General features: G+C 64.8%; 24 protein-coding genes. 10 read left to right on the forward strand and 14 right to left on the reverse strand.

Features of this window, described 5'->3' with window-relative positions:
- Positions 1-22: 22 nt before the first annotated feature.
- The 3 genes from NR187_RS33225 to NR187_RS33235 form a co-directional block, all read right to left on the reverse strand.
- On the reverse strand, positions 23-1,885 hold the full coding sequence (locus tag NR187_RS33225; RefSeq protein WP_211385453.1) for an ABC-F family ATP-binding cassette domain-containing protein: 1,863 nt from the start codon (positions 1,883-1,885) through the stop codon (positions 23-25).
- 55 nt (positions 1,886-1,940) lie between these two features.
- The gene (locus tag NR187_RS33230) at positions 1,941-2,114 is read right to left on the reverse strand and encodes a hypothetical protein (protein ID WP_211385454.1); all 174 of its coding nucleotides are present in this window, start codon (positions 2,112-2,114) and stop codon (positions 1,941-1,943) included.
- Positions 2,115-2,327: 213 nt separating this feature from the next.
- Positions 2,328-2,576, reverse strand: a complete 249-nt coding sequence (locus tag NR187_RS33235) for a sulfur globule protein precursor (protein ID WP_211385455.1) — start codon at positions 2,574-2,576, stop codon at positions 2,328-2,330.
- A gap of 312 nt (positions 2,577-2,888) precedes the next feature.
- On the opposite strand from NR187_RS33235, the gene ndk reads away from it, so the two are divergent.
- Positions 2,889-3,311 carry a nucleoside-diphosphate kinase gene (ndk, locus tag NR187_RS33240; protein WP_027535388.1) on the forward strand — a complete coding sequence of 141 codons (423 nt, stop codon included), beginning with the start codon at positions 2,889-2,891 and terminating at the stop codon, positions 3,309-3,311.
- A gap of 41 nt (positions 3,312-3,352) precedes the next feature.
- Positions 3,353-4,213, forward strand: a complete 861-nt coding sequence (locus NR187_RS33245; protein WP_211385456.1) for a TerC family protein — start codon at positions 3,353-3,355, stop codon at positions 4,211-4,213.
- Between the two features lie 3 nt (positions 4,214-4,216).
- Here the strand turns inward: NR187_RS33245 and ppx are convergent, their stop codons facing one another.
- The 4 genes from ppx to NR187_RS33265 all read right to left on the reverse strand — a co-directional run bounded on the left by ppx (position 4,217) and on the right by NR187_RS33265 (position 9,427).
- A complete protein-coding gene (gene ppx / locus NR187_RS33250; RefSeq protein WP_256809247.1) occupies positions 4,217-5,719 on the reverse strand; it encodes an exopolyphosphatase in 1,503 nt (500 codons plus the stop codon).
- A 15-nt stretch (positions 5,720-5,734) separates the two neighbouring features.
- Entirely contained in the window at positions 5,735-7,927 is a 2,193-nt protein-coding gene (locus tag NR187_RS33255) for an RNA degradosome polyphosphate kinase (RefSeq protein ID WP_211385802.1), read from the reverse strand.
- 167 nt (positions 7,928-8,094) lie between these two features.
- On the reverse strand, positions 8,095-8,772 hold the full coding sequence (locus NR187_RS33260) for a DnaA ATPase domain-containing protein (RefSeq protein WP_256809249.1): 678 nt from the start codon (positions 8,770-8,772) through the stop codon (positions 8,095-8,097).
- Positions 8,773-8,884: 112 nt separating this feature from the next.
- Complete coding sequence (locus NR187_RS33265; RefSeq protein ID WP_211385459.1) at positions 8,885-9,427, reverse strand: CDP-alcohol phosphatidyltransferase family protein; 543 nt, start codon at positions 9,425-9,427, stop codon at positions 8,885-8,887.
- A gap of 154 nt (positions 9,428-9,581) precedes the next feature.
- Here NR187_RS33265 and purM point away from each other — a divergent pair, with 154 nt between their 5' ends.
- Positions 9,582-10,655, forward strand: a complete 1,074-nt coding sequence (gene purM, locus NR187_RS33270; RefSeq protein WP_256809250.1) for a phosphoribosylformylglycinamidine cyclo-ligase — start codon at positions 9,582-9,584, stop codon at positions 10,653-10,655.
- The gene (gene purN / locus NR187_RS33275; RefSeq protein WP_211385461.1) at positions 10,655-11,311 is read left to right on the forward strand and encodes a phosphoribosylglycinamide formyltransferase; all 657 of its coding nucleotides are present in this window, start codon (positions 10,655-10,657) and stop codon (positions 11,309-11,311) included. The genes purM and purN overlap by 1 nt, the downstream gene beginning before the upstream one ends.
- Before the next feature lie 98 nt (positions 11,312-11,409).
- Here purN and NR187_RS33280 read toward each other — a convergent pair whose 3' ends face one another.
- Positions 11,410-11,616 (reverse strand): cold-shock protein, encoded by a 207-nt coding sequence (locus NR187_RS33280; protein WP_007591938.1) that lies wholly within the window; start codon positions 11,614-11,616, stop codon positions 11,410-11,412.
- Between the two features lie 378 nt (positions 11,617-11,994).
- Between NR187_RS33280 and NR187_RS33285 the strand changes: the two genes are divergently transcribed.
- Positions 11,995-13,119: an autotransporter outer membrane beta-barrel domain-containing protein gene (locus tag NR187_RS33285; RefSeq protein WP_256809254.1), complete on the forward strand. Its 1,125-nt coding sequence runs from the start codon at positions 11,995-11,997 to the stop codon at positions 13,117-13,119.
- 21 nt (positions 13,120-13,140) lie between these two features.
- Here NR187_RS33285 and NR187_RS33290 read toward each other — a convergent pair whose 3' ends face one another.
- Positions 13,141-14,181 (reverse strand): LysR family transcriptional regulator, encoded by a 1,041-nt coding sequence (locus NR187_RS33290; protein WP_211385463.1) that lies wholly within the window; start codon positions 14,179-14,181, stop codon positions 13,141-13,143.
- 74 nt (positions 14,182-14,255) lie between these two features.
- Between NR187_RS33290 and NR187_RS33295 the strand changes: the two genes are divergently transcribed.
- From NR187_RS33295 to NR187_RS33315, 5 genes are all read left to right on the forward strand, one after another.
- Positions 14,256-14,867: a hypothetical protein gene (locus NR187_RS33295; protein WP_211385464.1), complete on the forward strand. Its 612-nt coding sequence runs from the start codon at positions 14,256-14,258 to the stop codon at positions 14,865-14,867.
- Complete coding sequence (locus NR187_RS33300) at positions 14,854-15,474, forward strand: GNAT family N-acetyltransferase (protein ID WP_211385465.1); 621 nt, start codon at positions 14,854-14,856, stop codon at positions 15,472-15,474. Before NR187_RS33295 ends, NR187_RS33300 begins: the two co-directional genes overlap by 14 nt.
- Positions 15,475-15,498: 24 nt before the next feature.
- Positions 15,499-16,062, forward strand: a complete 564-nt coding sequence (locus NR187_RS33305) for an isochorismatase family protein (protein WP_211385466.1) — start codon at positions 15,499-15,501, stop codon at positions 16,060-16,062.
- Positions 16,063-16,092: 30 nt separating this feature from the next.
- Positions 16,093-16,263, forward strand: coding sequence for a hypothetical protein (locus NR187_RS33310; protein WP_211385467.1), 171 nt, complete (start codon positions 16,093-16,095; stop codon positions 16,261-16,263).
- A 158-nt stretch (positions 16,264-16,421) separates the two neighbouring features.
- The gene (locus tag NR187_RS33315; protein WP_256809256.1) at positions 16,422-17,804 is read left to right on the forward strand and encodes an aspartate aminotransferase family protein; all 1,383 of its coding nucleotides are present in this window, start codon (positions 16,422-16,424) and stop codon (positions 17,802-17,804) included.
- Positions 17,805-17,988: 184 nt separating this feature from the next.
- Here NR187_RS33315 and rnd read toward each other — a convergent pair whose 3' ends face one another.
- From rnd to NR187_RS33340, 5 genes are all read right to left on the reverse strand, one after another.
- Positions 17,989-19,140, reverse strand: coding sequence for a ribonuclease D (rnd, locus tag NR187_RS33320; RefSeq protein ID WP_211385469.1), 1,152 nt, complete (start codon positions 19,138-19,140; stop codon positions 17,989-17,991).
- A gap of 414 nt (positions 19,141-19,554) precedes the next feature.
- Positions 19,555-20,889 carry an ABC transporter substrate-binding protein gene (locus NR187_RS33325; RefSeq protein WP_211385470.1) on the reverse strand — a complete coding sequence of 445 codons (1,335 nt, stop codon included), beginning with the start codon at positions 20,887-20,889 and terminating at the stop codon, positions 19,555-19,557.
- A gap of 11 nt (positions 20,890-20,900) precedes the next feature.
- Positions 20,901-21,770 (reverse strand): carbohydrate ABC transporter permease, encoded by an 870-nt coding sequence (locus tag NR187_RS33330; RefSeq protein WP_256809258.1) that lies wholly within the window; start codon positions 21,768-21,770, stop codon positions 20,901-20,903.
- On the reverse strand, positions 21,767-22,717 hold the full coding sequence (locus NR187_RS33335; protein WP_211385472.1) for a carbohydrate ABC transporter permease: 951 nt from the start codon (positions 22,715-22,717) through the stop codon (positions 21,767-21,769). Before NR187_RS33335 ends, NR187_RS33330 begins: the two co-directional genes overlap by 4 nt.
- A gap of 1 nt (position 22,718) precedes the next feature.
- On the reverse strand, positions 22,719-23,570 hold the full coding sequence (locus NR187_RS33340) for a phosphodiesterase (protein ID WP_211385473.1): 852 nt from the start codon (positions 23,568-23,570) through the stop codon (positions 22,719-22,721).
- Positions 23,571-23,591: the final 21 nt, after the last annotated feature.

Here is a 23,591-nt window from a genome sequence, read left to right on the forward strand (position 1 = left end):
TTTTCACATTTTGATGGGGAGCCTAGCCCGCCGCCTCATCGAACTGCGTGCTCGCCTCGAGCCACTGCTCCTCCGCGCGCGCCAGCGCCTCTGATGCATTGGCGCGCGCCTTGGACAGTTGCGCGGCCTGCTTGGGGTCGCGGCTGAAGATGTCGGGCAGCGCCAGTGCCGTGTCGATCTTGGTGATGATCTCGGTGACCCGTGCAATCTCGCTCTCGGCTTCCGCGATGCGCTTCTTCAGCGAGCCGCGATTGTCCGACTTCGGACGCGGCGGCTTCTCGCTCACGGCGCTGCGCTCGCGCGGGGCGGGTTCGCCGTTGCGCGACGACAGCACCAGGCGGCGATATTCGTCGAGGTCGCCGTCGTAATTGGTCACGGTGCGGTCGGCGACGATCCAGAGCCGGTCGGCGCAGGCCTCGATCAGATAGCGGTCGTGCGAGACCATGATGACGGCGCCGGGGAATTCGTTGATGGCTTCGGCAAGCGCGGCACGGCTGTCGATGTCGAGATGGTTGGTCGGTTCGTCCAGGATGATCATGTTGGGGCCGAAGAAGGTCGCAAGGCCCAGCAGCAGCCGCGCCTTCTCGCCGCCCGACAGTTTTGCAACCTTGGTGTCGGCCGCCTTGCCGGAGAAACCGATCGCGCCGGCGCGTGCGCGCACCTTGGCTTCCGGCGCATCGCCCATCAGCTTGCGGACGTGGTCGTAGGTCGAGGCGTCCTCGTTCAGCTCGTCGAGCTGGTGCTGCGCGAAATAGGCGATCGACAGCTTGTCCGCGCGCGTCACCTTGCCCGAGAAGGGGGCAAGGCGCCCGGCGAGCAGTTTGACCAGCGTCGACTTGCCGTTGCCGTTGGCCCCGAGCAGCGCGATGCGGTCGTCATTGTCGATGCGCAAGGTGACCCGGCCGAGCACGGGGCTGGCCGGATCGTAGCCGACCGCGGCGTTGTCGACGGCGATGATCGGCGGCGACAGGATCTTCTCCGGCGCGGGAAAGCTGATCTCGCGCACGTCCGCGGTCACCAGTGCCGTGATCGGCTTCAGCCGCTCGAGCATCTTCACGCGCGACTGCGCCTGGCGCGCCTTCGAGGCCTTGGCCTTGAAGCGGTCGACGAAGGCCTGCAGGCGCGCGCGTTCGGCCTCCTGGCGCTTGACCGCCTTGGCATCGAGCAACTCGCGCGCGGCGCGCTGCTCCTCGAAGGAGGAGTAGGTGCCTTTGTAGAGTGTGAGCTTGCCGCGCTCCAGATGCAGGATCTGGTCGACCGAGCTTTCCAGCAGATCGCGGTCATGGCTGATCACGATCACCGTGCGCGGATAATGCGCGAGGTGGTCCTCCAGCCACAGCGTGCCTTCGAGGTCGAGATAGTTGGTGGGCTCGTCGAGCAGCAGCAGGTCAGGGGCGGCGAACAGCGTTGCGGCAAGCGCGACGCGCATGCGCCAGCCGCCGGAGAATTCGGCGCAGGGGCGAAGCTGATCGGCGGCGGAGAAGCCAAGGCCGGAGAGGATCGCAGCCGCGCGGCTTGGCGCCGAATGCGCGTCGATGTCGACGAGGCGGGTCTGGATCTCGGCGATCCGGTGCGGATCGGTGGCGCTCTCGGCTTCATGCAGCAGCGCGTCGCGTTCGAGGTCGGCCTTGAGCACGACGGAGATCAGGCTTTCGGGGCCGTTCGGGGCTTCCTGCGCAAGGCTGCCCACGCGCCAGCGCGGCGGCAGCGTCACAGTGCCGTGCTCGGCCGACAGTTCGCCGCGGATCACCTTGAACAGGGTCGACTTGCCGGTGCCGTTGCGCCCGACCATGCCGACCCGTGATCCGGGCGTGATCTGCACGGAACTCTGGTCAATCAGAAGGCGTCCGGCGAGGCGGATGGAAAGGTCGGTGATGGACAGCATGCGGCCTTGTCACCGCAGGCGGGCGCAAACGCAACCCGTTTTTCCGGATTTGCCGTCAGTGCGAATCGCTGTCGCGCTGCTTCAGCTCGTTGAGGAGTTGCTCGAGATGCGTCGGGAGCCTGGCTTCGGGACGCAGGCTCTGCTGAAGCCGTTCGCCAACGGCATCGCAGATCGAGCGGCTGGTGCGCAGGTCGATTTGTTCGCTGTCATCGGCAAGAAGGCCAGCCATGGCGGGGTTCCGTGTTCTCGAATGAGCGTCACGGTACCAAGTCCTTGACCCCCGAATGGTTTCGCCACTCGCGGAGATTGCCGGGCCTTCTAGTAAAAATTGTGGGAAGTCCTCGCATCTGCTCAAATACTAAGCCCCGGCGCAGGGGAACGCCGGGGCTTCGCTTGGAAGGTACCTTGGGGGGCGGGTACCCTTGGAAAGGTGCTGTCGGGCTCAGTAGCAGCGGTTGATCATCCGCCAGCGGGGTCCCCAGGGGGTCGGGACCAGCCGGCGCGTATAGCAGCCGCCGTAGCCGTAGGAGACGACGGGGCCGCGGGCATAAAAGCGCGGGCCGCCGTAGCCGTGGCCCCAGCCGCCGCCATGCCAGCCGCCGCCGTGCCAGTGCGCGGAGGCGGAGGTCGGCGCCAGCGCGGCACCCAGCGCGACCGCAGCGACGGCGGCAAGCGAAAGTTTCCTCAACATGGTGATCTCCTCAAGACTGCCGGCGCGGGGCTATCGCGTCGATGGAAAGGCCGCCGAAACGGTCCGCCTGATGATCAGGCTTCGGTTTCGATGGGGCCGACCTTACGCCTGCGAAGCTGAACCGAACCCTGACGGAGGTTTCAGATTGGGTTCATCGGGGTGAAATTGTTGTAATCCATATTGGAATCAGGGGCTGGCGCCTGCGGCGAAGCGCCTGTGAGGGCCGCTCCGGCGGTCGCTTGCCGTCCGGCGGCAGCGCCGATATAAGCCCCGCAACTCCGAACCCTCCGCTTTCTCCTCAAGGACAAGATCATGGCCATCGAACGCACGTTCTCGATCATCAAGCCCGACGCCACCGCGCGTAACCTGACCGGTGCGGTTAACGCCGTGATCGAGAAGGCGGGCCTGCGCATCGTCGCGCAGAAGCGCATCCGCATGACCAAGGAGCAGGCCGAGACCTTCTATGCCGTCCACAAGGCGCGTCCGTTCTTCGGCGAACTCGTCGAGTTCATGACCTCGGGCCCCGTCGTCGTCCAGGTGCTGGAAGCCGAGGGCGCCATCGCCAAGTACCGCGACGCCATGGGCGCGACCGATCCGTCGAAGGCGGCCGACGGCACCATCCGCAAGCTCTACGCAAAGTCGATCGGCGAGAACTCCGCGCACGGTTCGGATGCGCCGGAGACCGCCGCGATCGAGATCGCACAGTTCTTCTCGGGCAACGAGATCGTCGGCTGATCCAGCCGATGAGTTAAGCCGACCGGACGAAAGGACGTATTGTGAACTGGCTCTGGCAGATCTTCGATCCCGCTACGATCGGGGCCTTCTTCACCCAGTTCCGCAACGAGATGGCCGAACCGACCTTCTGGGTCGCGGTCGGCAAGATCATCTGGATCAACATCCTTCTGTCCGGCGACAATGCTCTGGTAATCGCGCTCGCCTGCCGTGGCCTCAAGCCGCGGCATCGTCTCTGGGGCATGATCCTGGGCGCCGGCGCGGCGGTGCTGCTGCGGATCATCTTCACCGGCATCGTTGCGAGCCTAATGGAGCTGCCGTACCTGAAGCTGGTCGGCGGTCTCGCGTTGATCGTGATTGCCGCGAAGCTGCTCGTCCCGGAAAACGAGGACGAGGACGGCGTCGAGTCGGCCTCGCATCTGTGGCAGGCCGTCCAGATCGTCGTCGTCGCCGACATCGTCATGAGCCTCGACAACGTCATTGCGGTGGCCGCCGCCGCCAATGGCAGCGTGCCCCTGCTGGTGCTCGGTCTTGCCATCAGCGTACCGCTGATCGTCGCCGGTGCGGCGCTGATCATGGCGTTGCTGGCAAAGCTGCCGGTTCTGGTGTGGGCCGGCGCGGCGCTGCTCGGCTGGATCGCGGGCGAGGTGATTGCGACCGATCCCGGCATTGCCCCGAGGCTGCACACGCTGTTCGACGGCCCGTTCGGCGCCTCGCTGGACAACATGCTCGGCGCCTTGCGCATCCCGGCGCAATTCGGCCATGGCGGCGGAGGCGGCGAATATCTCTGCGCTGCACTCGGCGTCGTCGTCGTGCTGGTCGTCGGCACCATCTGGCGGAGGCGCAGCCTCAGTGCGGCCGCGCTGGGATCCTCCGAGCGCCACGCCAAGGTTTCTGCCGAATAACTTCTAGCGTCTGACGATCGAGCCGGCGCGGTTGATCAGCCGCGCGAGAGCGCGGAAACGGCTGCCGACGCGGTCGGCGACGAGATCGCCGAGGCGGTGCTCGAACACCAGCATCAGCTTGCGGCCCTGGCTGCGGAAATGCGTGGCGGGCAGGACGCCCGGACGCGCCGCCGAGATCAGATGCGCGACGCGGAAGGCCGCGCCGAGCAGGCGGGCGCGTTCGAGCTGGGTCGGCGTCAGCAGCTCCTGCATGGTGACCGGCGGCTGGTTCTCCTCGCTCAGGCCGGCATACCGATAAAACACGGACAGGCCGACGAAGGCGCGCTCGGTGTGGGTGATCGCGCCGAAATTGCCGTTGACAACGAGGCTGAGCGTCTGCTCGCCGCGATGATCAGGATGCACGCGCCAGCCGATGTCGGAGAGCAGGCAGGCCGCGTGGCGCAACCGGCGGTCCTCCGCGGTTTCGCGCAGCTTCACCACGCGCGCGAGGCGATCGGTCCAGGCGATCAGCTCACGGGCGTGCCTGGCCGAACGCGACAGCAACTGGTTCAGCTCCTCGGCCGCGCAGATCAATCCGTCCTTGTTGCGCTCGGACTCCGGCAGCTTCTCGTGCAAGAGGCCCTCGCGCACGCCGAAGGTCGAGAACACGATGGTCTTGGGCTTCGCCACGCGGATGATGTGCTCGAGCACTAGCGCCGCATAGGTGAGGAGAGGGCGTCGCGCATCGGCGACGATCTCGATGTCGGCAAGCGTGCCGGTGGCCACCAGACGGCGGAGGCGGCGCGAGAAGTCGAGCGCTTCGGCCGCGGAAATGGAGTAGCCGTGCATCACCTGGAGCGGATAGCCGCTCTGGATGATGTGGATGCGCGCGAGTGCGCGCCAGGTGCCGCCGACGGCGTAGAAGGTGCGGCCGCGGCCCGCCGCGAGCTGCGGCACCTCGTCGAGCTCCTCGCGGACGATGCGGTCGGCACGCTTGAGCGATTTGTGCGCGAGGTCTTGGAGCGCGAGCCCGCCGAGCGGCAGTGTCACGCCGCTGCGCACGCTGTTCTTGCGCACGTCGATCAGCTCGAGCGAGCCGCCGCCGAGATCGCCGACGATGCCGTCGGGGTGATGGATGCCGGAGATCACGCCGAGCGCCGACAACCGCGCCTCGCGCGGCCCCGACAGGATCTCGATCTTCACGGCGCAGATGCGCTCGGCTTTCGCGATGAAGTCGGCGCCGTTGGAGGCATCGCGGCAGGCGGCAGTCGCGATCGCAAACACCCGTCCGACCTGCATCACCCGGCACAGCGCACGAAAGCGCTTCAGCGAGGTCAGCGCCTTGTCGACGGCGTCGGGCGCAAGCAGGCCGGTGCTCTGCACCTCGCGCCCGAGGCCGCACAGCGTCTTCTCGTTGAAGATCGGAATGAGGCTCCGCGTCAGTCCCTCGTAGACGACGAGACGGACCGAATTGGAACCGATATCGATGACAGCGACGCTCGAGCCGCGCTTGCGCGGCCGCTTCACGTCAGCGATCCCGGATCAGGATTGATGGCGTTCATTACGGCGCGTGAGGCGGCGCGGCGAGGATTCCTTGAGCGACTTTCCACGGCCAGACAGACTCGGATTTGTCATGAAGTAGTTGTGGACGTTGAAAGGCTCCTCGCCCTTCGCGGTCTTCATACGCGTTGACGACCCGTCCGGCAACAATTGCCAGCTCTGCTCATTGTCCTTGAGGTTCGCGACCATGATCTGTTCTAGAACCTGCTGATGCACCGTGGGATTTTGCAGCGGACACAGCACCTCGACGCGGCGGTCGAGGTTGCGCGGCATCATGTCGGCCGAGGAGATATACACAGCCGCTTTCGCGCTCGGCAGGCCCTGGCCCATGCCAAAGCAGTAGATTCGGCCGTGTTCCAGGAAGCGCCCGATGATCGATTTGACGCGGATGTTCTCCGATAGGCCGGGAATGCCGGGCCGCAGGCAGCAGATGCCGCGCACCACGAGCTCGACCTGCACGCCGGCCTGCGAGGCCTCGTAGAGCGCGTCGATGATGTCGGGGTCGACCAGTGCATTCATCTTCATCCAGACCGCGCCGGTCCGACCGTGCCGCGCATGCGCGGTCTCGCCCTGGATGTGCTCGATGATGCGCTTGCGCAAGGTCAGCGGCGACACCGCCATCTTTTCGAGATCGCTCGGCGCCGCATACCCCGTGATAAAGTTGAACACGCGCGCGGCATCGCGGCCGATGGTCGGATCCGAGGTGAAGTAGGAGAGGTCGGTGTAGATGCGCGCGGTGACGGGGTGATAATTGCCGGTGCCGGTATGGACGTAGGTCGTGAGGCTGCCGCCCTCACGGCGCACCACCATCGAGAGCTTCGCGTGCGTCTTGAGCTCGAGGAAGCCGTAGACGACCTGCACGCCGGCGCGTTCGAGGTCGCGTGCCCAGCGGATGTTGGCCTCCTCGTCGAACCGCGCCTTCAGCTCGATCAGCGCGGTGACGGACTTGCCGGCCTCGGCGGCTTCGGCAAGTGCGCGCACGATCGGCGAGTTGTTGGAGGTGCGGTAGAGCGTCTGCTTGATGGCGACGACGTCGGGGTCGCGCGTCGCCTGCTGGAGGAACTGCACCACGACGTCGAAGGATTCGTAAGGATGGTGGACGACGAGGTCCTTCTGCCGGATCGCGGCAAAGATGTCGCCGCCATGCTCGCGAACGCGCTCGGGATGGCGCGGCACGTAAGGGGTGAATTCGAGATCGGGCCGGTCGAGGCGGGTGAGCTGCGAGAGCTCGTTCATGGCCAGCACACCGTCGACCAGGAACACCTCGTCGTCGGCTGCCGACAGCGCATGCTGTACGAAGTTGCGCAGCTCCTCCGGCATCTTGGCGTCGATCTCGAGCCGGATCACGGACCCGCGGCGGCGTCGCTTGAGTGCCGTCTCGAACAGGCGGACGAGATCCTCGGCCTCTTCCTCGATTTCGAGCTCGGAGTCTCGGATGATGCGGAAGGCGCCCTGGCCGTGCAGATTGTAGCCGGGGAACAGGCGGTTGATGAAGAGACCGGTCGCCTGCTCCAGCGAGATCAGGCGCACAACCTTGCCCTCGGTCGGCAGGCGGATGAAGCGGTCGATCTTGCCGGGCATGCGGATCAGCGCGTTCATCTGCTTGCCATCGGCGGCGCGCGTCAGTTGCAGCGCCATGGTGAAACCGAGGCTCGGGATGAACGGGAAGGGGTGGGCCGGATCGATCGCCAGCGGCGTCAGCAGTGGGAACACGTTGCTGAGGAAATAGTCCTCGATCCAGGTCCGCTCCGCCTTGGTGACCTCCTTGCCGTCGACCAGCGCGATGCCGACGCCGGCGAGCGTGCCGCGCAGGTCGGCCCAGATCGCCTGCTGGTCAGAGGCAAGCTGCGACACGGTCTGGTTGATGAGAATGAGCTGCTCGGACGGCGTCAGGCCATCGGGGCTGCGCTCGGCAATGCCCTCGCGCACCTGGGCCTTGATGCCGGCGACGCGGACCATGAAGAACTCATCGAGGTTATTCGCTGAAATCGACAGGAATCGCACCCGCTCCAGCACGGGATGGTTGGGATTGACCGATTCCTCCAGGACCCGGCGGTTGAAATGCAGCCAGGACAGCTCGCGATTGATGAACCGCTCGGGGCTTGATGCGATCACCGGCAGGCCCTCGGCTTCTGGGGCTTTTTCTTTAACTTCAGCAGCTTGCGCAGAGTCCATCAGAAGTCGGTCCATCCAGTTCGCCCCAATTTGCGACTACGCGCAAAACCGGCGGGAGCATGTGTTAGTGCGATGACGTTTCGATGACATTGATGTTCCGCTGCCGCGCCGCGTCAAGCCGCCTTGGTGTCGGAAGGACTTGGCGTCGGGGGTTTTCGCGTCGGAAGTCAGACATCCCGGAGCAGTTCGGCGGCCAAGGCCCGGGTGACCGGGCGACCGAGCCGCAAGGCCTCACTGTCGAGCAGTTCCACGGCCTGCCGGGCGGCGGCCGAAGACCGCTCCAGGCGGGTGGCGAGGTAGCTCACCACGCTCTCGTCCACCGCGAGCTGGCGGTCGGCGCAGAACTTGACGATCAGGCCGCGGAAGAGCTGGTCATCGGGCGGCAGCAGCGAGACGACCGGCACGGCGCGCAGGCGCGAGCGCAAGTCGCGGAGCTCGATCTGGAGCGACGCCGGCACCTCGCGTCCAGTGAAGAGGACGTAGGCGCCGTCCTCGCGGGCGAGGTTCATGAGGTGGAACACGGCCCGCTCGTCGAATTCCTTTTCCTTGAGATCCTGGACCACCAGCGCACCGGTGGCGAGCGCCCCCGGAACGGCTTCGGCGGTCAGCCCATTGGCCGCGGTCGAGCGGGCGCCGGCCTCCTCGGCCCATATCGCGGCTAGATGGCTCTTGCCGCTTCCTTCCGGACCGGCCAGCCACATGATCCGGTTCGGCCATTCCGGCCAGGCATCGATAAGGGCAAGACCGGCTTCGTTGGCGGGGCCTTCAAGGAAATTGTCCCGGCTCAGGCTCTCCGCATGCGGAAGCGAAAACGCCAATTGTCGGGGATGAACGCGGCCTGCCACGCTTGCTTTGCTCCGTGCCGGCGCGCCGGCTTCGTTTGAAGAGAATCGACGTAATCGAGCCGGAGTTGGCCTTTTGCGGGGCCGCATCCCGGCTCATCTGGCTTCGATCGTGCTACTTGGCCTCGATCGTGCTCATGTGCCGCAGCCACTCGACGAGGTACAGCGACACCGAGGAGAGCGTGAAGACCGTGACCAGGCCCATCAGGATTATATCATAGGGGCCGGGCTTGAAGCCAAAGGCGAGGGAAGCCAGCACCAACGCAGCGTACGCGACCTGGGCCGCCGTGTTGAGCTTCGACACCTTCGACGGCCTCATCTCGACCGGCTTGTCGAACAGCCAGGAGACGATCACCGCAGTGACGATCATGATGTCGCGCGAGACCACCAGGATCACGATCCAGCGCGGAATGTCGCCCCAGATCCCAAGCGACAGGTAGATTGAGACCAGCAATGCCTTGTCGGCGAGCGGGTCGAGCAGGGCGCCGAGTTCGCTCGTCATGTTGAAGCGCTTGGCAAGGAAGCCGTCGACCGCATCGCTGATACCAGCGATCAGGAAGACGGCGAATGCCACCTCCCTTTGGCTCGACACGATGGCCCATACGATGATCGGGACCAGCATGATGCGGCCCAGGGTAATGATGTTCGGAATACTCACGCGGCGCTTCCCGGCACCCGGCCTGACCTCGAATCCAGCCCTTTAGAAGGCTGAACCCGTTGATATCTACATAGTATCGCGCTGGGCGCCATGCGAGCCATTGCGCGTCCCCTGAATTCGACGTAACCAGCCGCAAACCCACTGGAAATCGGGCATGACCGACCGCAAAAACGGCCTCACCTACGCCGATTCAGGCGTCGATATCGATGCGGGCAACCGCCTGGTCGACCTGATCAAGCCGATGGTGCGCGCCACCGCACGGCCCGGCGCCGATGCCGAAATCGGTGGATTTGGCGGCCTGTTCGACCTCAAGGCGGCCGGTTTCAAGGACCCGGTCCTGGTCGCCGCCACCGACGGCGTCGGCACCAAGGTCAAGATCGCGATCGAGACCGGCCTGCATGGCGGCATCGGCATCGACCTCGTCGCCATGAGCGTCAACGACCTCGTGGTGCAGGGCGCCGAACCGCTGTTCTTCCTGGACTATTTTGCCTGCGGCAAACTCGATCCGGAGGCGACCGCGTCGATCGTCGCCGGCGTCGCCGAAGGCTGCCGCGAATCCGGCTGTGCCCTGATCGGCGGCGAGACCGCCGAGATGCCCGGCCTCTACAAGGACGGCGACTACGACCTCGGCGGCTTTGCCGTCGGCGCGGCGGAGCGCGGCACGCTGCTGCCGCGCAAGGACGTCGCCGCGGGCGATGCCGTGATCGGCCTCGCATCGTCGGGCGTGCACTCCAACGGCTTCTCACTGGTGCGCAAGATCGTGGAACAGTCCGGCCTCGGCTTCGCGGCGCAGGCGCCGTTCGCCCCGGTCATGACGCTCGGCGGCGCGCTGCTGACGCCGACGCGGCTCTACGTCAAATCCTGCCTGCGCGCGATCCGCGAGACCGGCGCGGTGAAGGGGCTTGCCCATATCACCGGCGGCGGGTTCACCGACAACATTCCGCGCGTGCTGCCGCAGCACCTCGGCGTCGGCATCGATCTCGCGCGCCTGCCGGTGCTGCCGGTGTTCAAATGGCTGGCCGCGCAGGCCGGTATCGCCGAGCTCGAAATGCTGCGCACATTCAACTGCGGCATCGGCATGATCGCGATCGTCGAGCCCGACAAGGTCGACGAGGTGATGCAGGTCTTCACCGATGCGGGCGAGACGGTCGTGCAACTCGGCACCGTGATTCCGGCCGAGGGCGAGCACCGCGTCGTCTATAACGGCCATCTCGATCTGGCGCTGTGATGAAGCGCCGCGTCGCCATCCTGATCTCCGGTCGCGGCTCCAACATGGCCGCGCTGATCAAGGGCGCGGCCGCGCCGGATTTCCCGGCCGAGATTTCGCTGGTGATCTCGAACAAGGCCGACGCACTCGGGCTCGAAAGGGCAAAGGCGAGCGGTGTCAAGACGCTGGTGATCGAGAGCAAGCCGTTCGGCAAGGACCGTGCAGGCTTCGAGGCGGTGCTGCAGGCGGCGCTCGACCAGCACGGCATCGAGCTGATCTGTCTCGGCGGCTTCATGCGCCTGTTTACGGCTGAGTTCACCAGGGCCTGGTACGGGCGGATGCTCAACATCCATCCCTCGCTGCTGCCGTCGTTCCCTGGCCTCGACCCGCACGGCCAGGCCTTGCGCGCCGGTGTCAAACTGTCCGGCGCGACAGTGCATTTCGTGATCCCCGAGACCGACGCCGGCCCGATCGTGATGCAGGGGGCGGTGCCTGTGAGCGACAACGATACCGGGGCCACGCTGTCGGAGCGGATCCTCGAAGTCGAGCACCGCATCTATCCCGAAGCGCTGCGGCTGCTCGCAACCGGAAAGGTCCGGATCGAAGGCGACGTCTGCAAGACAACCGGGAGCGGGCCGTCGGAGAATTTTTTGATCGCGCCCGCCGTGACGAGCTGAAGCGCCGCACCAGACGCCTGGCTTTGTCGCCGAAAATAAAAATCCCCCGGCAGAGCCGGGGGCAACGTCATGATCTCTCGCGTCTGGCCTGAGAGAAATCAGGAGACCTTGAGGTTCTCCGCGGATGCCTTGCCGCGGTTCTCCACGAGGTCGTATTCAACCACCTGGTTCTCATTGAGGGTGGAGAGTCCGGCGCGCTCGACGGCGGAGATGTGGACGAAGACGTCCTTGTCACTGCCGTTCGGCTTGATGAACCCATAGCCCTTGGTCGGGTTGAACCATTTGACGGTGCCCTTTTGCGGCATCCTCAGTCTCCTCCGCTAGATACAAAAACGACGCGGCCGCTTTTCGCGTGCCACGCCACAAACGGGCTTCCGGAAGTCTGTTCGAGTCTTGAGTCTCAATGTCACGAAACGCACAGTCGAGCGGCCAATTCCGATTGTGTCCGATATTGCAACATGAAAATCGCCCGTTAGCAAGCCGCGCGCGAATTTCAAGTCCAGGCCGGCAGTCTCCTTCTGCAATTTGTGACCTGTGGCAGCGGAACCACAATCGAGGCAATAGCCTCGGCCATAGCGCGCCAACCGGTTGACCCTTCGTGGCAGTTCGGCACAAATCGCCGCACCTGCCGCGGATCGTGTTGCATTTTTGCGGGCCGCCATTTTGCTTCGGGATTTGTCGTCATGAGCTGCCAATCGCGGTCCTCCGGGACACGGCAGGCGACCGGGTTGGACCGCGTCCGCCGGGTTGCGATTGCGATGGCCGTTGCGTTCGTCGCGATGATGTCGGCGGCCACGTCAGGCTTTGCTCAGAGCCCGACGCCCACGCCGACGCCCACGCCAATTCCGTCGCCGACTCCCATTCCGGTGCCGACTACCGCCACGCTCGATCTCGGCTCGAATTTCCTCGAGCGGCTCGGCAACCAGTCATCTGGCGGCGTCAACCGGGCGTTTCGCACCAATCCCGGCGGCGGTGGTGCGTCGGCGAGCACGGAAGACCCGCGCTACCGCACCTGGTTCGAGGGCTACGGCATCTCGGTCCGGACGGATGCGCAAGGAGACTTCGTCGGCGACAAGCGCAAGACGTTCGGCGGCGTCGCCGGGTTTGGTGCGCGGGTCGCGCCGGGTGTCAATCTCGGCTTCTCGATCGATCAGAGCCATACCGACATCGACGTGCCGCTGGCGCTCCAGTCGGCGACGCTCGACCTGACGCAACTCGGTTTCAGCGGCTCGGTCGACAAGGGCCCGTGGACCTGGGCCTTCGCGGTGGTGCACGGTTTCGGCAAGGTCCGTTCGAGCCGGGACACCGGCTTTGGCCTCGCAACCGCGGGCTATCGCGCCGCAGTCGACGGCGCGCTGACCGAGATCAGCTATTACTGGACCAAGGACCAGATGCGAATCGTGCCCAAGGGCGCTCTAGAATATGTCCACGCCACCGGCGCGGCGTTCCAGGAGGCCGGTGGCCTCGATCCCCTCAATGTCGGCTCAACCGCGCTCTCGCGTGCGCGCGTCATGATCGGGGCAGAGATCGGACGCTACTTTATCTTCGACCAGAGGATCCTCGACCTGTCCGCCTACGGCAAGTTCGTCGACAATTTCTACCAGAACCTGGGATCGGTGCAGGTCAGCCTCGGCACCCAGAGCATCGTCGTGCCCGGCATCGGCGAGAGCCGCTACGGCATGGATGCCGGGGCCTCGGCCTCGCTCAGCCTGACCAACACTGCGCGGCTCTACGTCAATTACGACGGCAAGTTCCGCAACGAGCTGACGTCGCACCAGGGCACGGTCGGATTCGAATATCGGTGGTGAGGGGCGACCCGCTCTCGTCCCCTAGGTCGGCGTTGCCGCGATGTAGCCCGTCAATCCAAAACCCTCGCGCGCGGCCGTCATCATCGGCACCAGCGCGTTCGGATGGATGAACTCGTCGCGGAAGCAGGGATGGGTCCTGGGATCGAAGATCTTCTTCAGCCAATCGACCACGATCTTGTGGCGCTCGGAGGCGCGGAACTCCTTGTGGTAGGTGAGCCAGAGATCGGCGTGATGACTGACGCCGAGATCGACGGCGACAAGCGGGGCGCCGAGCGCGATCGAGACGGTCGGCAGAAAGCCGATACCGGCGCCGCGCTCCACTGCATAGAGCACGCCGACCGAGGAGTTGGTCTTGATCCCGACGATGCCCTCGAGAGATTTCAGCCCGAGCACGCGGGCGTAGGCGCCGTCGTCGACCTGCGGCGCGCTCTGCTTGATGATGCGGTGATTCTTCAGCTCGGCCAGGCTCGTCGGCACGCCGTAGAGGTCTTCGTACTCCTTGGAGGCGAAGGGATAGATGTGCAGACGGCCGAGCTTGGTAACGATCAGGTCGGGATTGGTCGGCGGCTCGAGCTGGATCGCGATATCGGATTCGAGTCGTGCGACGTCGGCCTGCTCCATCGCGCAGCGCAGGTCGACAGTGATCTTGCGATAGGTCTTCTGGAAGTCGATCAGTCGCGGCAGGATCCAGAAATTGCCGGGACCTTCGGTCACCGCCACGCGCACGGTGCCCGACGTGTCGTTCGACGATCGCGAGGCGCGCCGGAAGACGTTGAAGGCATGACGCTCCATGTGCGCGACGTCGGCAATCATCGCGCTGCCTTCGTCACTGAGTGTGAGCCCGCTCTGGTCGCGCAGGAACAGCTTGCAGTCGATGCTCTCCTCGAGCCGGTCGATCCTGCGCATCAGGGTGGTGGAGGTGAGCCCGAGCTCCTCGGCGGCGTTACGGAAACTTTTATATTTTGCGCAAGCTAAAAACAATTTCAAATCGTCCCAGGACGCATCCAGGGTTTCTTCACGGTGCTGCATCATAGCAGCACCCCGGTGCAATAACTGCTGCATACGCCAAATCCCCAGCCGCTAAGCTCTACATAGCGGGGTACGAAAGCCGCGAACGATAGAGGGGCGATCTGGGTATGGAAAGGGGCTCGTTTGCCGCAAGGCATGATTTCGACGCGTTGCCGCTCAGTCCGGATGTCGATGTCCGCGGCGCACAATTTTCCGAAATTGCGGAGCTTTCCGAGATGGCGCGCCGGCTGGTGCCCGGCGTGCAGATCGGGACGGCGGAGCTTGCAAGATACTTCACCTTTGATCCTCAGAGCATCCTGGCTTTCAGCCGGAACGGCCGTCTGCTCGGCGGCATGGCCTTCCTCTTTCTCAACGACCGCGGCCACGACGCGCTGCTGCTCGACGAGATCTGCCTCACCGCACCCGAGACGCACTATCTCGCCTCTGCCGGCGAGGAGGTTTCCGCCATCTACATCTGGGCGATCGCCGCGACGGGGCGCGGTATCGCCGGTCTCGGCAAGGCCGCGGCTCATCTGCGACAGCTAAGATTTCGCAACGCGGATTGCTATGCGCAGCCGTCAACCGTGGCCGGACGTGACATCATGAGGGCGACCGGTTTCGAGCCTGTTCCGAGCTTCCAGCCCGACCTCTGGTGCTACGAGCGGCCCTGGCATCGACAGCCGATGCGCATGCCCGGCGCGATCATCCAAGCAGGGAGTTTTGCAGATGCACGGTACTAGAATTCCTCTCGCGAAGCCCGATTCCCGCGCCATCACCATCCGCCTCGCGCGCGATCTCAGCGATCTCATGCTGGTCACCTCAATCCGCTCAGCGGTCTATCTCGCCGAGCAGGATTGCCCGTTCGACGAGGAGTTCGACGGCAACGACATGGTCGCCGCGCATTTCATCGGCTATGTCGGCAACGAGCCTGCGGGCTGCCTGCGGGTGCGGTTCTTCGGCGATTTCGCCAAGGTGGAGCGGCTCGCGGTGCGGCACCAATATCGGCGCTCGCGCGTCTCGTTCAAGCTGGTGCAGGCGAGCGTCGACTATGTGAAGCGCAAGGGCTTTCGCAAGATCTACGGCCAGGCGCAGGACCGGCTGGTCGATTTCTGGGCTCATTTCGGCGCCAAGCCGCTGGGCCATAACCGAAAGATCACATTCTCCGACTTCTCCTACACGGAGATGCTGCTGGAGATCGAACCGGGACCGGACGCCATCACGCTGGACAGCGATCCCTACGTGATCATCCGTCCCGAGGGCGATTGGGACCGGCCCGGCGTGCTCGACGCCTCGGCAGGGCGGGTGGTGACCTCGCCGCTGCGAGACCTCGCGCTCGCCGACCGCTGAAACCGTGCAGCTGCGCGCAAGACCATGCTGGCTTCCATCTCCGACGATCCGCCGATCCTGGTCTGCGCGGATCTCCAGGTCGAATATCTGACCCCTGGGCGTCGCCACGTCATTCTCGACGGCGATGCCGCCACGGCGCGTTGCGTGGAACTGCTGACGCTGTGGCGCGACAATCTCTGGCCGGTGATGCACCTGAAGCGCATCGCGCAGGCGGCCTGGTTCAATCCGGCATCCAGGCTGACCGATTGGATCGCGGAGGCGAAGCCGCGGCCGGGAGAAATGACGTTCGAGCACCCGCTGCCGTCGGCCTACAGTTCGGCAAGGTTTGTGGACTACATGTCCAATATCCGCAATGTCCGCTGCGTGCTCGCGGGCTTTTCCCTGGACGAGACCATCCTGGCCACTGCCATTGACGGGTTTCATCGCAGCCATCGCTACCAGATGGTCGCCGATGCCGTGGCCTGCCGGCAGCCGGGGACGGCCGATGCGGCCGCCTACAAGCATGCGGTAGTGAATGTCATCGGGAATTTTGCTACAATCCAGTCCAGCGCCGAACTGATCAGAACCAGCGGCGCCGTTGCGGTGTAGGCGGCCGCGATCGGCGGATAGGATGAGGCATTGTCACGGGGAGACGAGCTCAAAGAGCTGACGAGCGAGCTGTCGCATGCCGCCGAGACGGCGCAGCGGCTTGGTCTGCCCACGACGCTGTATCTGCTTTCGATGGCTCTGGTGGAGGTGCGGGAGGCCACTGCCGCCGACCGCGACGGAGACGATGACGGCGCGGCGTGACAGCTGCCCGATGCGCGGCTTTGTGCAACGCTGCTGAGCGCTTGCTGCCGACGAATTGGCGTTGCAAGTTCTGCGCTGTCGCAATAGCCAAGGAGTCTGATCATCGAGTGATGACGCTGGCCGGGCCGGCGACGTGACGCTTTCAAGGATTCCCGCAAATGTCCATGCTGCCCAATTCGCAAGAGGCCCGGGATGTGGCCTATCAGCTCCATCCCTACACGAACGCGCGCGCGCATCAGCAGGCCGGTCCCCTAGTGATCGAACGCGGCGAAGGCCCTTACGTGTTCGACGCCTCGGGCAAGCGTTATTTCGAGGCGATGGCGGGCCTGTGGAGCGTCGGGCTCGGCTTCAACGAGAAGCGTCTCGTCGAGGCCGCGCACAAGCAGATGCAGGCACTGCCGTTCTATCACACGTTTTCCGCCAAATCGCACGGGCCCTCGATCGACCTCGCCGAGAAGCTGGTCGCACTCGCGCCGGTGCCAATGAGCAAGGTGTTCTTCACCAATTCCGGCTCGGAAGCGAACGATACCGTCCTGAAGCTGATCGCCTATCGCTCCAACGCGCTCGGCCAGCCGCAGCGCAAGAAGGTGATCAGCCGGATGCGCGCCTATCACGGCGTCACCATCGCGTCCGCCAGCCTCACCGGCCTGCCGAACAACCACCGCTCGTTCGACCTGCCGCTGCCGAACATCCTGCATACGGGCTCGCCGCATTTCTACAAGGACGGCGCGCCGGGCGAGAGCGAGGAAGCTTTTGCAACGCGCCGGGCCGAGGAGCTCGATGCGCTGATCCAGAAGGAAGGGCCGGATACGATCGCGGCGTTCTTCGGCGAGCCGGTGATGGGTGCGGGCGGCGTCATCGTGCCGCCGGCGACCTATTGGGACAAGATCCAGAAGGTCCTGAACAAGTACGACATCCTGCTGGTCGCCGACGAGGTGATCTGCGGCTTCGGCCGCACTGGCAAGATGTTCGGCTGCGAGACCTATGGCATCAAGCCCGATGCGATCGTGGTCTCCAAGCAGATCACCTCGAGCTATTTCCCGCTGTCGGCGATCATCATGAACGACCGCATGTTCGAGCCGATCGCGGACGAGAGCAACAAGATCGGCGTGCTCGGCCATGGCTTCACCGCGGGCGGCCACCCGGTCGGCTCGGCGATTGCGCTCGAGAATTTGAAGATCATCGAGGAGCGCGGCCTGGTCGCGCATGCCGCCGAACTCGGCGGCTACATGCAGGGCAAACTGCGCGAGCTCACCAGCCATCCGCTGGTCGGCGAGGTCCGCGGCGTCGGCATGATCGCGGCGCTCGAGCTGGTGCTCGACAAGCAACGCAGGACCGCCGCGGCAACGCCAGGCGCCGTCGGCGGCATGGCGAGCCGCATGTTGCAGGAGCGCGGCGTGATCTCGCGCAACATGCTCGATGCCATCGCCATCTGCCCGCCGCTGATCGTGACCAAGGCCCAGGTCGACGAGCTGGTCGCCGCGATCGCAGGTGTGCTGGATGACATGAAGGGCGAAGTGGCGAAGCTGCCGCCGGCTTAAAGCGGGTCCAACTCCATCACCGTCACCCTGAGGTGCTCGCCTCTTCGGCGAGCCTCGAAGGGTGACGGCCCGACTTCAGCAGAGGGGGGCGTTCAACCTTCGAGGCTCGCCGTGCGACGCTTCGCACGCCTCGCACCTCAGGATGACGGTGTGGCAGTTATTCCGCGTCGATAGTTAGCGAGGCCTATTCCGCCCGCTGCACCCCGACCACACGGCCCTTTTCGATCGCCAGCGCCAGCTCGCCGCGCTTCAGCTTCAGCGCGGCGTCACCGAACAGCTCACGGCGCCAGCCGCGTAGCGCCGGCACGTCGGCCTCGTCATCGGCCGCGATCTCCTCGAGATCGTCGACGGTGGCGATCACCTTGCTGGCGACCGCATGGCGCTCCGCTGTCATGCGCAGCAAGACCTTCAAGAGCTCGACGATCGCGGCGCCGTTGTTGTTGTTGCGCGGCTTTTCCAGCTTCGGCAGCGTGGCGTGATCCCGCGCCAAGCCGCGCTCGACCGCAGCGACGATGTCCGCGCCCCATTTGGATTTCTCAAAACCCTTCGGCACCGAGCGCAGATGGGCAAGCTTCTCCAGCGTGTTCGGCGCGTGGGTCGCGATGTCGCTGATGGCTTCGTCCCGCAGCACGCGGCCGCGCGGCACGTCGCGGCTCTGAGCTTCCTGCTCGCGCCAGGCGGCGACCTCCATCAGGACCGCGAGGTCCTTGGGCTTGCGCACCCGCGTCTTGAGCCGTTCCCAGGCGCGCTCGGGGTGGAAGTCGTAGGTCTTGGGCGAGGTCAGGACCTCCATCTCGATCGAGACCCATTCGCTGCGACGGCGCTTCTTGAGGTCGGCATCGAGCGCCGCGAACACGTCGCGCAAATGCGTGACGTCGGACACTGCGTAATGCATCTGCTCCTTGGTCAGCGGCCGGCGCGACCAGTCGGTGAAACGGTGGGTCTTGTCCGGGCGGTGGCCGGTGACCTTCTCCACCAGCGCGTCATAGGCGATGCTGTCGCCGTAGCCGAGCACCATGGCCGCGACCTGGGTGTCGAACACCGGATGCGGGATGATGCTCGCCTGGTGCCAGATGATCTCGATGTCCTGCCGGGCGGCGTGGAACACCTTCAGCACGCTCTCGTTGCCCATCAGCTCGAAGAACGGTTTGAGGTCGATGCCCTCGGCGAGGGTGTCGATGACGATGGCTTCCTCGGCGCTGGCCATCTGCACCACGCACAGCAGCGGGTAGTAGGTGGTCTCGCGCAGGAACTCGGTATCGACGGTAATGACGGGGTGCTTGGCCAGCCGGCTGCAGGCAGCCGCAAGGTCAGCGGTGGTGGTAATCAAATCCATGAACGGCCCATGACACGTACATCAGCCGTTCTGCCGAAAGCGCTGTGATGTCAAGGGGGTTGGAGCGAATTCGAGCCTTGCATTTGGGACGGAATCGCTCGGATCGGCAAAAATTCCTACTCGTAACGCACCCGCTGCGAGGATTTGCGGGCGCAGGGCAGCGCCACCACGAGCACGCACATGGCGACCAGAGCCAGTCCCAGGAACTCGAAAACCAACAGATCCACGGCAAAAATCCCCCAGAAACATTGCTAAACTTGTCTGGCGCGAATTGAGGGTCTGTTAATTCTCGTGGTTACCGGCGGAGCGCCGGGCCGGATGGTGGACGCGGGGTTAACGCGCCCGGGCTACTCAAAACGAATTCGGCGCCCCGCATGACGGAGCGCCGATGTTCGTTTGCCGTTGGAGGCGGCCTTACGGCAGCTTCAGCGACGTCTCCGCGTTGTACGGCTTCAGCGTCTCTTCAGCGGCCTTCTGGGCGGCGACGAGGGCCTCCTTCGGCTGTTTCTTGCCGTTGAGAACCAGCATGACCTCGTCTTCGAGGTTCTTGCGCACCGGGACGGTCTTGTAGGTCGCGAACCAGGGTTTTGCGACGTCGAGCTGCTCGACGGCGGTCTTGGCGTCCGGGTTCTTGCTCAGGAACTCGACCATGTCGGGCGTCTTGTAGGCAGCCATGTTGGGCGCGAAATAGCCGGTGGCGCGGCTCCACCAGGCGCTCTTCTCGGGCGAGGTCATCCACTTGATCAGCGTCCAGGCCGCCTTCTGCTTGTCGGCCTCGAGCCCTGCCGGAATGATCAGCGAAGCGCCGCCGATCGGCACGGCGTTGCGGACGTTGCGCGGGATGAACGCGACCTTGTAGTTGAACTTGGCGTTGTCGCGCACATAGGTCAGCGAGCCCGTGGAGAGCATCATCATCGCGGCATTGCCGGAGATGAAGGAGGTGCTGACGGCCGGGCCGGGGGTGGCGCCGGGCGGGTGGACCTTGTGCTTGTAGACGAGGTCGTTCCACCAGGAGAGCGCGCCAAGCATCGAGGGCGTGTCGTAATAGACCTCGCCGCCGAATTCCTCGTTGTAGTAGCGCCCGCCATTGGACATGGTGAGCGTTTCCATCATCCAGCCGCAATAGTCGTAGGCGCAGGGGATCGCGATGCCCCAGCGGGTCACCTTGTCGCCCTCGCGCTTGGTGAGCTTCTTGGCCCAGTCGGTGAGCTCGGCCCAGGTTTGCGGCGGCTTGTTCGGGTCGAGGCCGACTTCCTTGGCCTGGTCGGCATTGATGTAGAGCAGCGGCGTCGAGTTCTGGAAGGGCACGCCGTAGACGGAGCGATTGATCACCGCGTTGCCCTGGAGCGCGGGAAAGAACTGGCCGAGGAACTGGTCCTTGGTGGTGCCGTCGGCCTTGATGAGGGGATCGAGATTGGTGAGCTCGTTCTCGATCTGCATGTCGAGCAGGAAGTTCGCCGACATGATCACGGCAGCCGGCGGCTTGCCGGCCTTGATCGAGGCGCGCGTCTTGATCAACGTGTCGTCATAGGAGCCGGTGTAGACGGCGGTCGCCTTGATGTCGGGATGACCCTCGTTGAACTCCTTGATCAAGGTGCCCATGTCGCGGGCGAGCTTGCCGTCGACGGGGACGGGGAAGAACAAATCGATCTCGGTCGGACCTTCGCCGGCGAGTGCTGGGAAGGAGAGGGCGCCTGCCATAGTGCCTGCGATGGCGAGGCCGAGCATGAGCCTGCGGGAAAACAGCATCGGATAATCTCCTATTTGATGCCTGAGGTGACGAAAGAGCTGATGAAACGCTTCTGGAAGATCAGGAAAGTGACGAGCAGCGGCGCGATCACCATCAGCGTGCCGGCGGCGATGGTGCCCCAGGCCTGCGTGCCTTCGGCGGTCGCGGTGAAGACCGACAGGCCGACCGTGAGCGGCCGCTTGTCCGGCGAATTGATCACCATCAGCGGCCACAGGAAGTCGTTCCAGTGGCTGGTGACCGAGATGATGGCGAACGCCGAGAAGCTCGGCATCGACAACGGCACGTAGATGTGGCGGATGCGCTGGAGCAGGCTGGCGCCGTCGATCAGGGCCGCATCTTCCAGCTCGGTCGGAATAGCCTCGAAGGCCTGGCGCATCAGGAAGGTGCCGAAGGCCGAGGCGAAGAACGGCATCATCACGCCGGTCAGCGTGTCGTAAAGTCCGAGCTGTGCCACCAGGCTCAAATTCGGCACGATCAGCAGCACCGGCACCAACATGAGCTGCATCAGGAACAGGTAGAAGATCAGCGACTTCCCGGCGAAGTCGAGCCGCGCGAACGCAAAGCCCGCCAGCGTGATCGTGACGAATTGCACCGACAGGATGCCGGTGCAAATGATCGTGGTATTGAGGGCGTATCGCGGGAAATCGCCGATCTCCCAGGCGTCCCTGATGTTGTCGAGCGTTGGCTTCAGGCTCGGCATCAGCTCGGCCATGGCGTTGATGCCATCGGAGGGCGGGCGCAGCGTCGCCACGCCCATCCACAGGAACGGGATCAGCCAGACGATCGCGAGCAGCACCGTCAGCGCAAAACCCAGCTTCGGCGTGATCTCGCGGCGGGTGGCGAGCGGGGTGTCCTTGAACAGGCGGTCGATCAGCGTCATGCCCCGCCCTCGCGGTTCGCCATCGTCCGGAACGAAAGCGCGGTGAGGCCCATCAGCGCGGCGAGCGTCAGCAGCGTTGCCGCCGAGGCCTTGCCGATGTCGTAGTGCTCCACCGCCTGCTCGTAGATGTAGAACAGCACGAGACTGGTCGAGTTCGACGGCCCGCCCTTGGTCATGACGAAGACGTGGTCGACCTGCGTCACCGCATTGAGGGTGGCGATCACGATGACGAACAGGAAGGTGGGCTTAAGCTCCGGCAGGATGATGTGGCGCAGGCGCTGGTACGGGCCGGCGCCGTCGAGATGAGCGGCTTCCATGACGTCCTCGGGCACCGCCTGGAGGCCGGCGAGGAAGAACAGCATGTAGTAGCCGGCGTTCTTCCAGATCGTGATGACCATGATCGCGTAAAGCGCGATGTCGGAATCGCCGAGCCAGTTCGGCAGCACCGGAAGGAAGCGGCCGATGTAGTAATCGAGCAGCCCGACATTGGGCAGGAAGATGAACAGGAACAGCGCGGACGCCGCGACCATCGGAATCAGCACGGGCAGGAACAGCGCGGCCCGCAGCGCACTGGTCACGGCGTTGGTGCGCGACAGCGCCAGCGCGAACAATAGCGCGAGGGCGATGCTCGGGATCGCGGTGCCGACGGCATAGATCAGGTTGTTGACGACAGCGCCGGTGAAGGCTGGGTCGGCGAGCACCGCGTTGATGTTGTCGAGCCCGACGAAGCGGAGCGGCGCCTTCGGCGTGGCGCGCTGGTAGAGCGCATCGACGAACACGCGGCCCATCGCGCCATAGGTGAACAGCGCGAGGAAGATCAGCGACGGAAGCAGCAGCAGATAGGCCGGCAGCGAGGCTTTGAACCGGTGCGAAAACCGATTCAGGATATGCAGACGCGCCGGCGCCGAGGCCGCGACGGGGAGAGCCGCGGGTTCAGCCAGGCTCATCTCACCGCGCCGCGAACTTGAGTGCATAGTCGCGGCCGTCCATTCCCGCCGGTGGCTCGAAGGGGAAACGCAGACTGGTGTCGAGGAAGTCGTGGCTGTGCACGACCAGGTTCTCCCCGTCGATCAGCACCACGCCGTAGGCCGGCGGCTCATGGCTGGCGAGATGCTCGGTCGCGGCAGCGTCAAGCTCGAACCAGACCTGGTGGTTGGTCCCGCGGAGCGTCGAGAACGGTATCTTGCCGTAGCTGCCGAAGATCGGCCGGTGCACATGGCCGAAGAAGAGGTGGCGGATGCGCGAACGATAGGGCGCGATCACCTCGGCGAACTCCGCGCTCTGTGCCAGCGAGATTTCGTCCATCGCGTGGACGCCGACCGGGAACGGCGGATGATGCATGAACACGACGAACGGCATGTCGGCGGGCGCCGCGGCCAGCGTGCTTGCGAGCCAGCTGAGGCGCTTGGCGCACATCTCGCCGGCATGGCTGGTCTCGTCCAGCGTATCGAGGAACACGAACAGGCCGTGCTCGGTGGTGCGGGTGCCCTGCACGAAGCCGTCGGGATCGCGCGGCGCGGCCTTCAGGCCATCGAGGCAGGCCACGCGCTTGTCGTGATTGCCGACCATGGCGATGTACGGGATTTTCAGCGCAGCCATCGCGTCTGCGAAATTGGCGTAGGAGTCAGGCTCGCCCCAATGGGTGAGGTCGCCGGTCACGACCGCGAACGCAGCGTCGGACTGGTGCTTGTTGATGTCGGCAATCGCAGTGTCTAGCCGGGCGCGTGGATCGAGGCCATAGAGCTTCAGCCCCGGGTTCGCCAGATGCGTGTCGGTGATGTGGATGAATTTAAAGGGCATGCGCGCTTGTCAGGACTGTTG

The sequence above is a fragment of the Bradyrhizobium sp. Bra64 genome (assembly GCF_024519875.1).
Taxonomy (GTDB): Bacteria; Pseudomonadota; Alphaproteobacteria; order Rhizobiales; family Xanthobacteraceae; genus Bradyrhizobium; species Bradyrhizobium japonicum_G.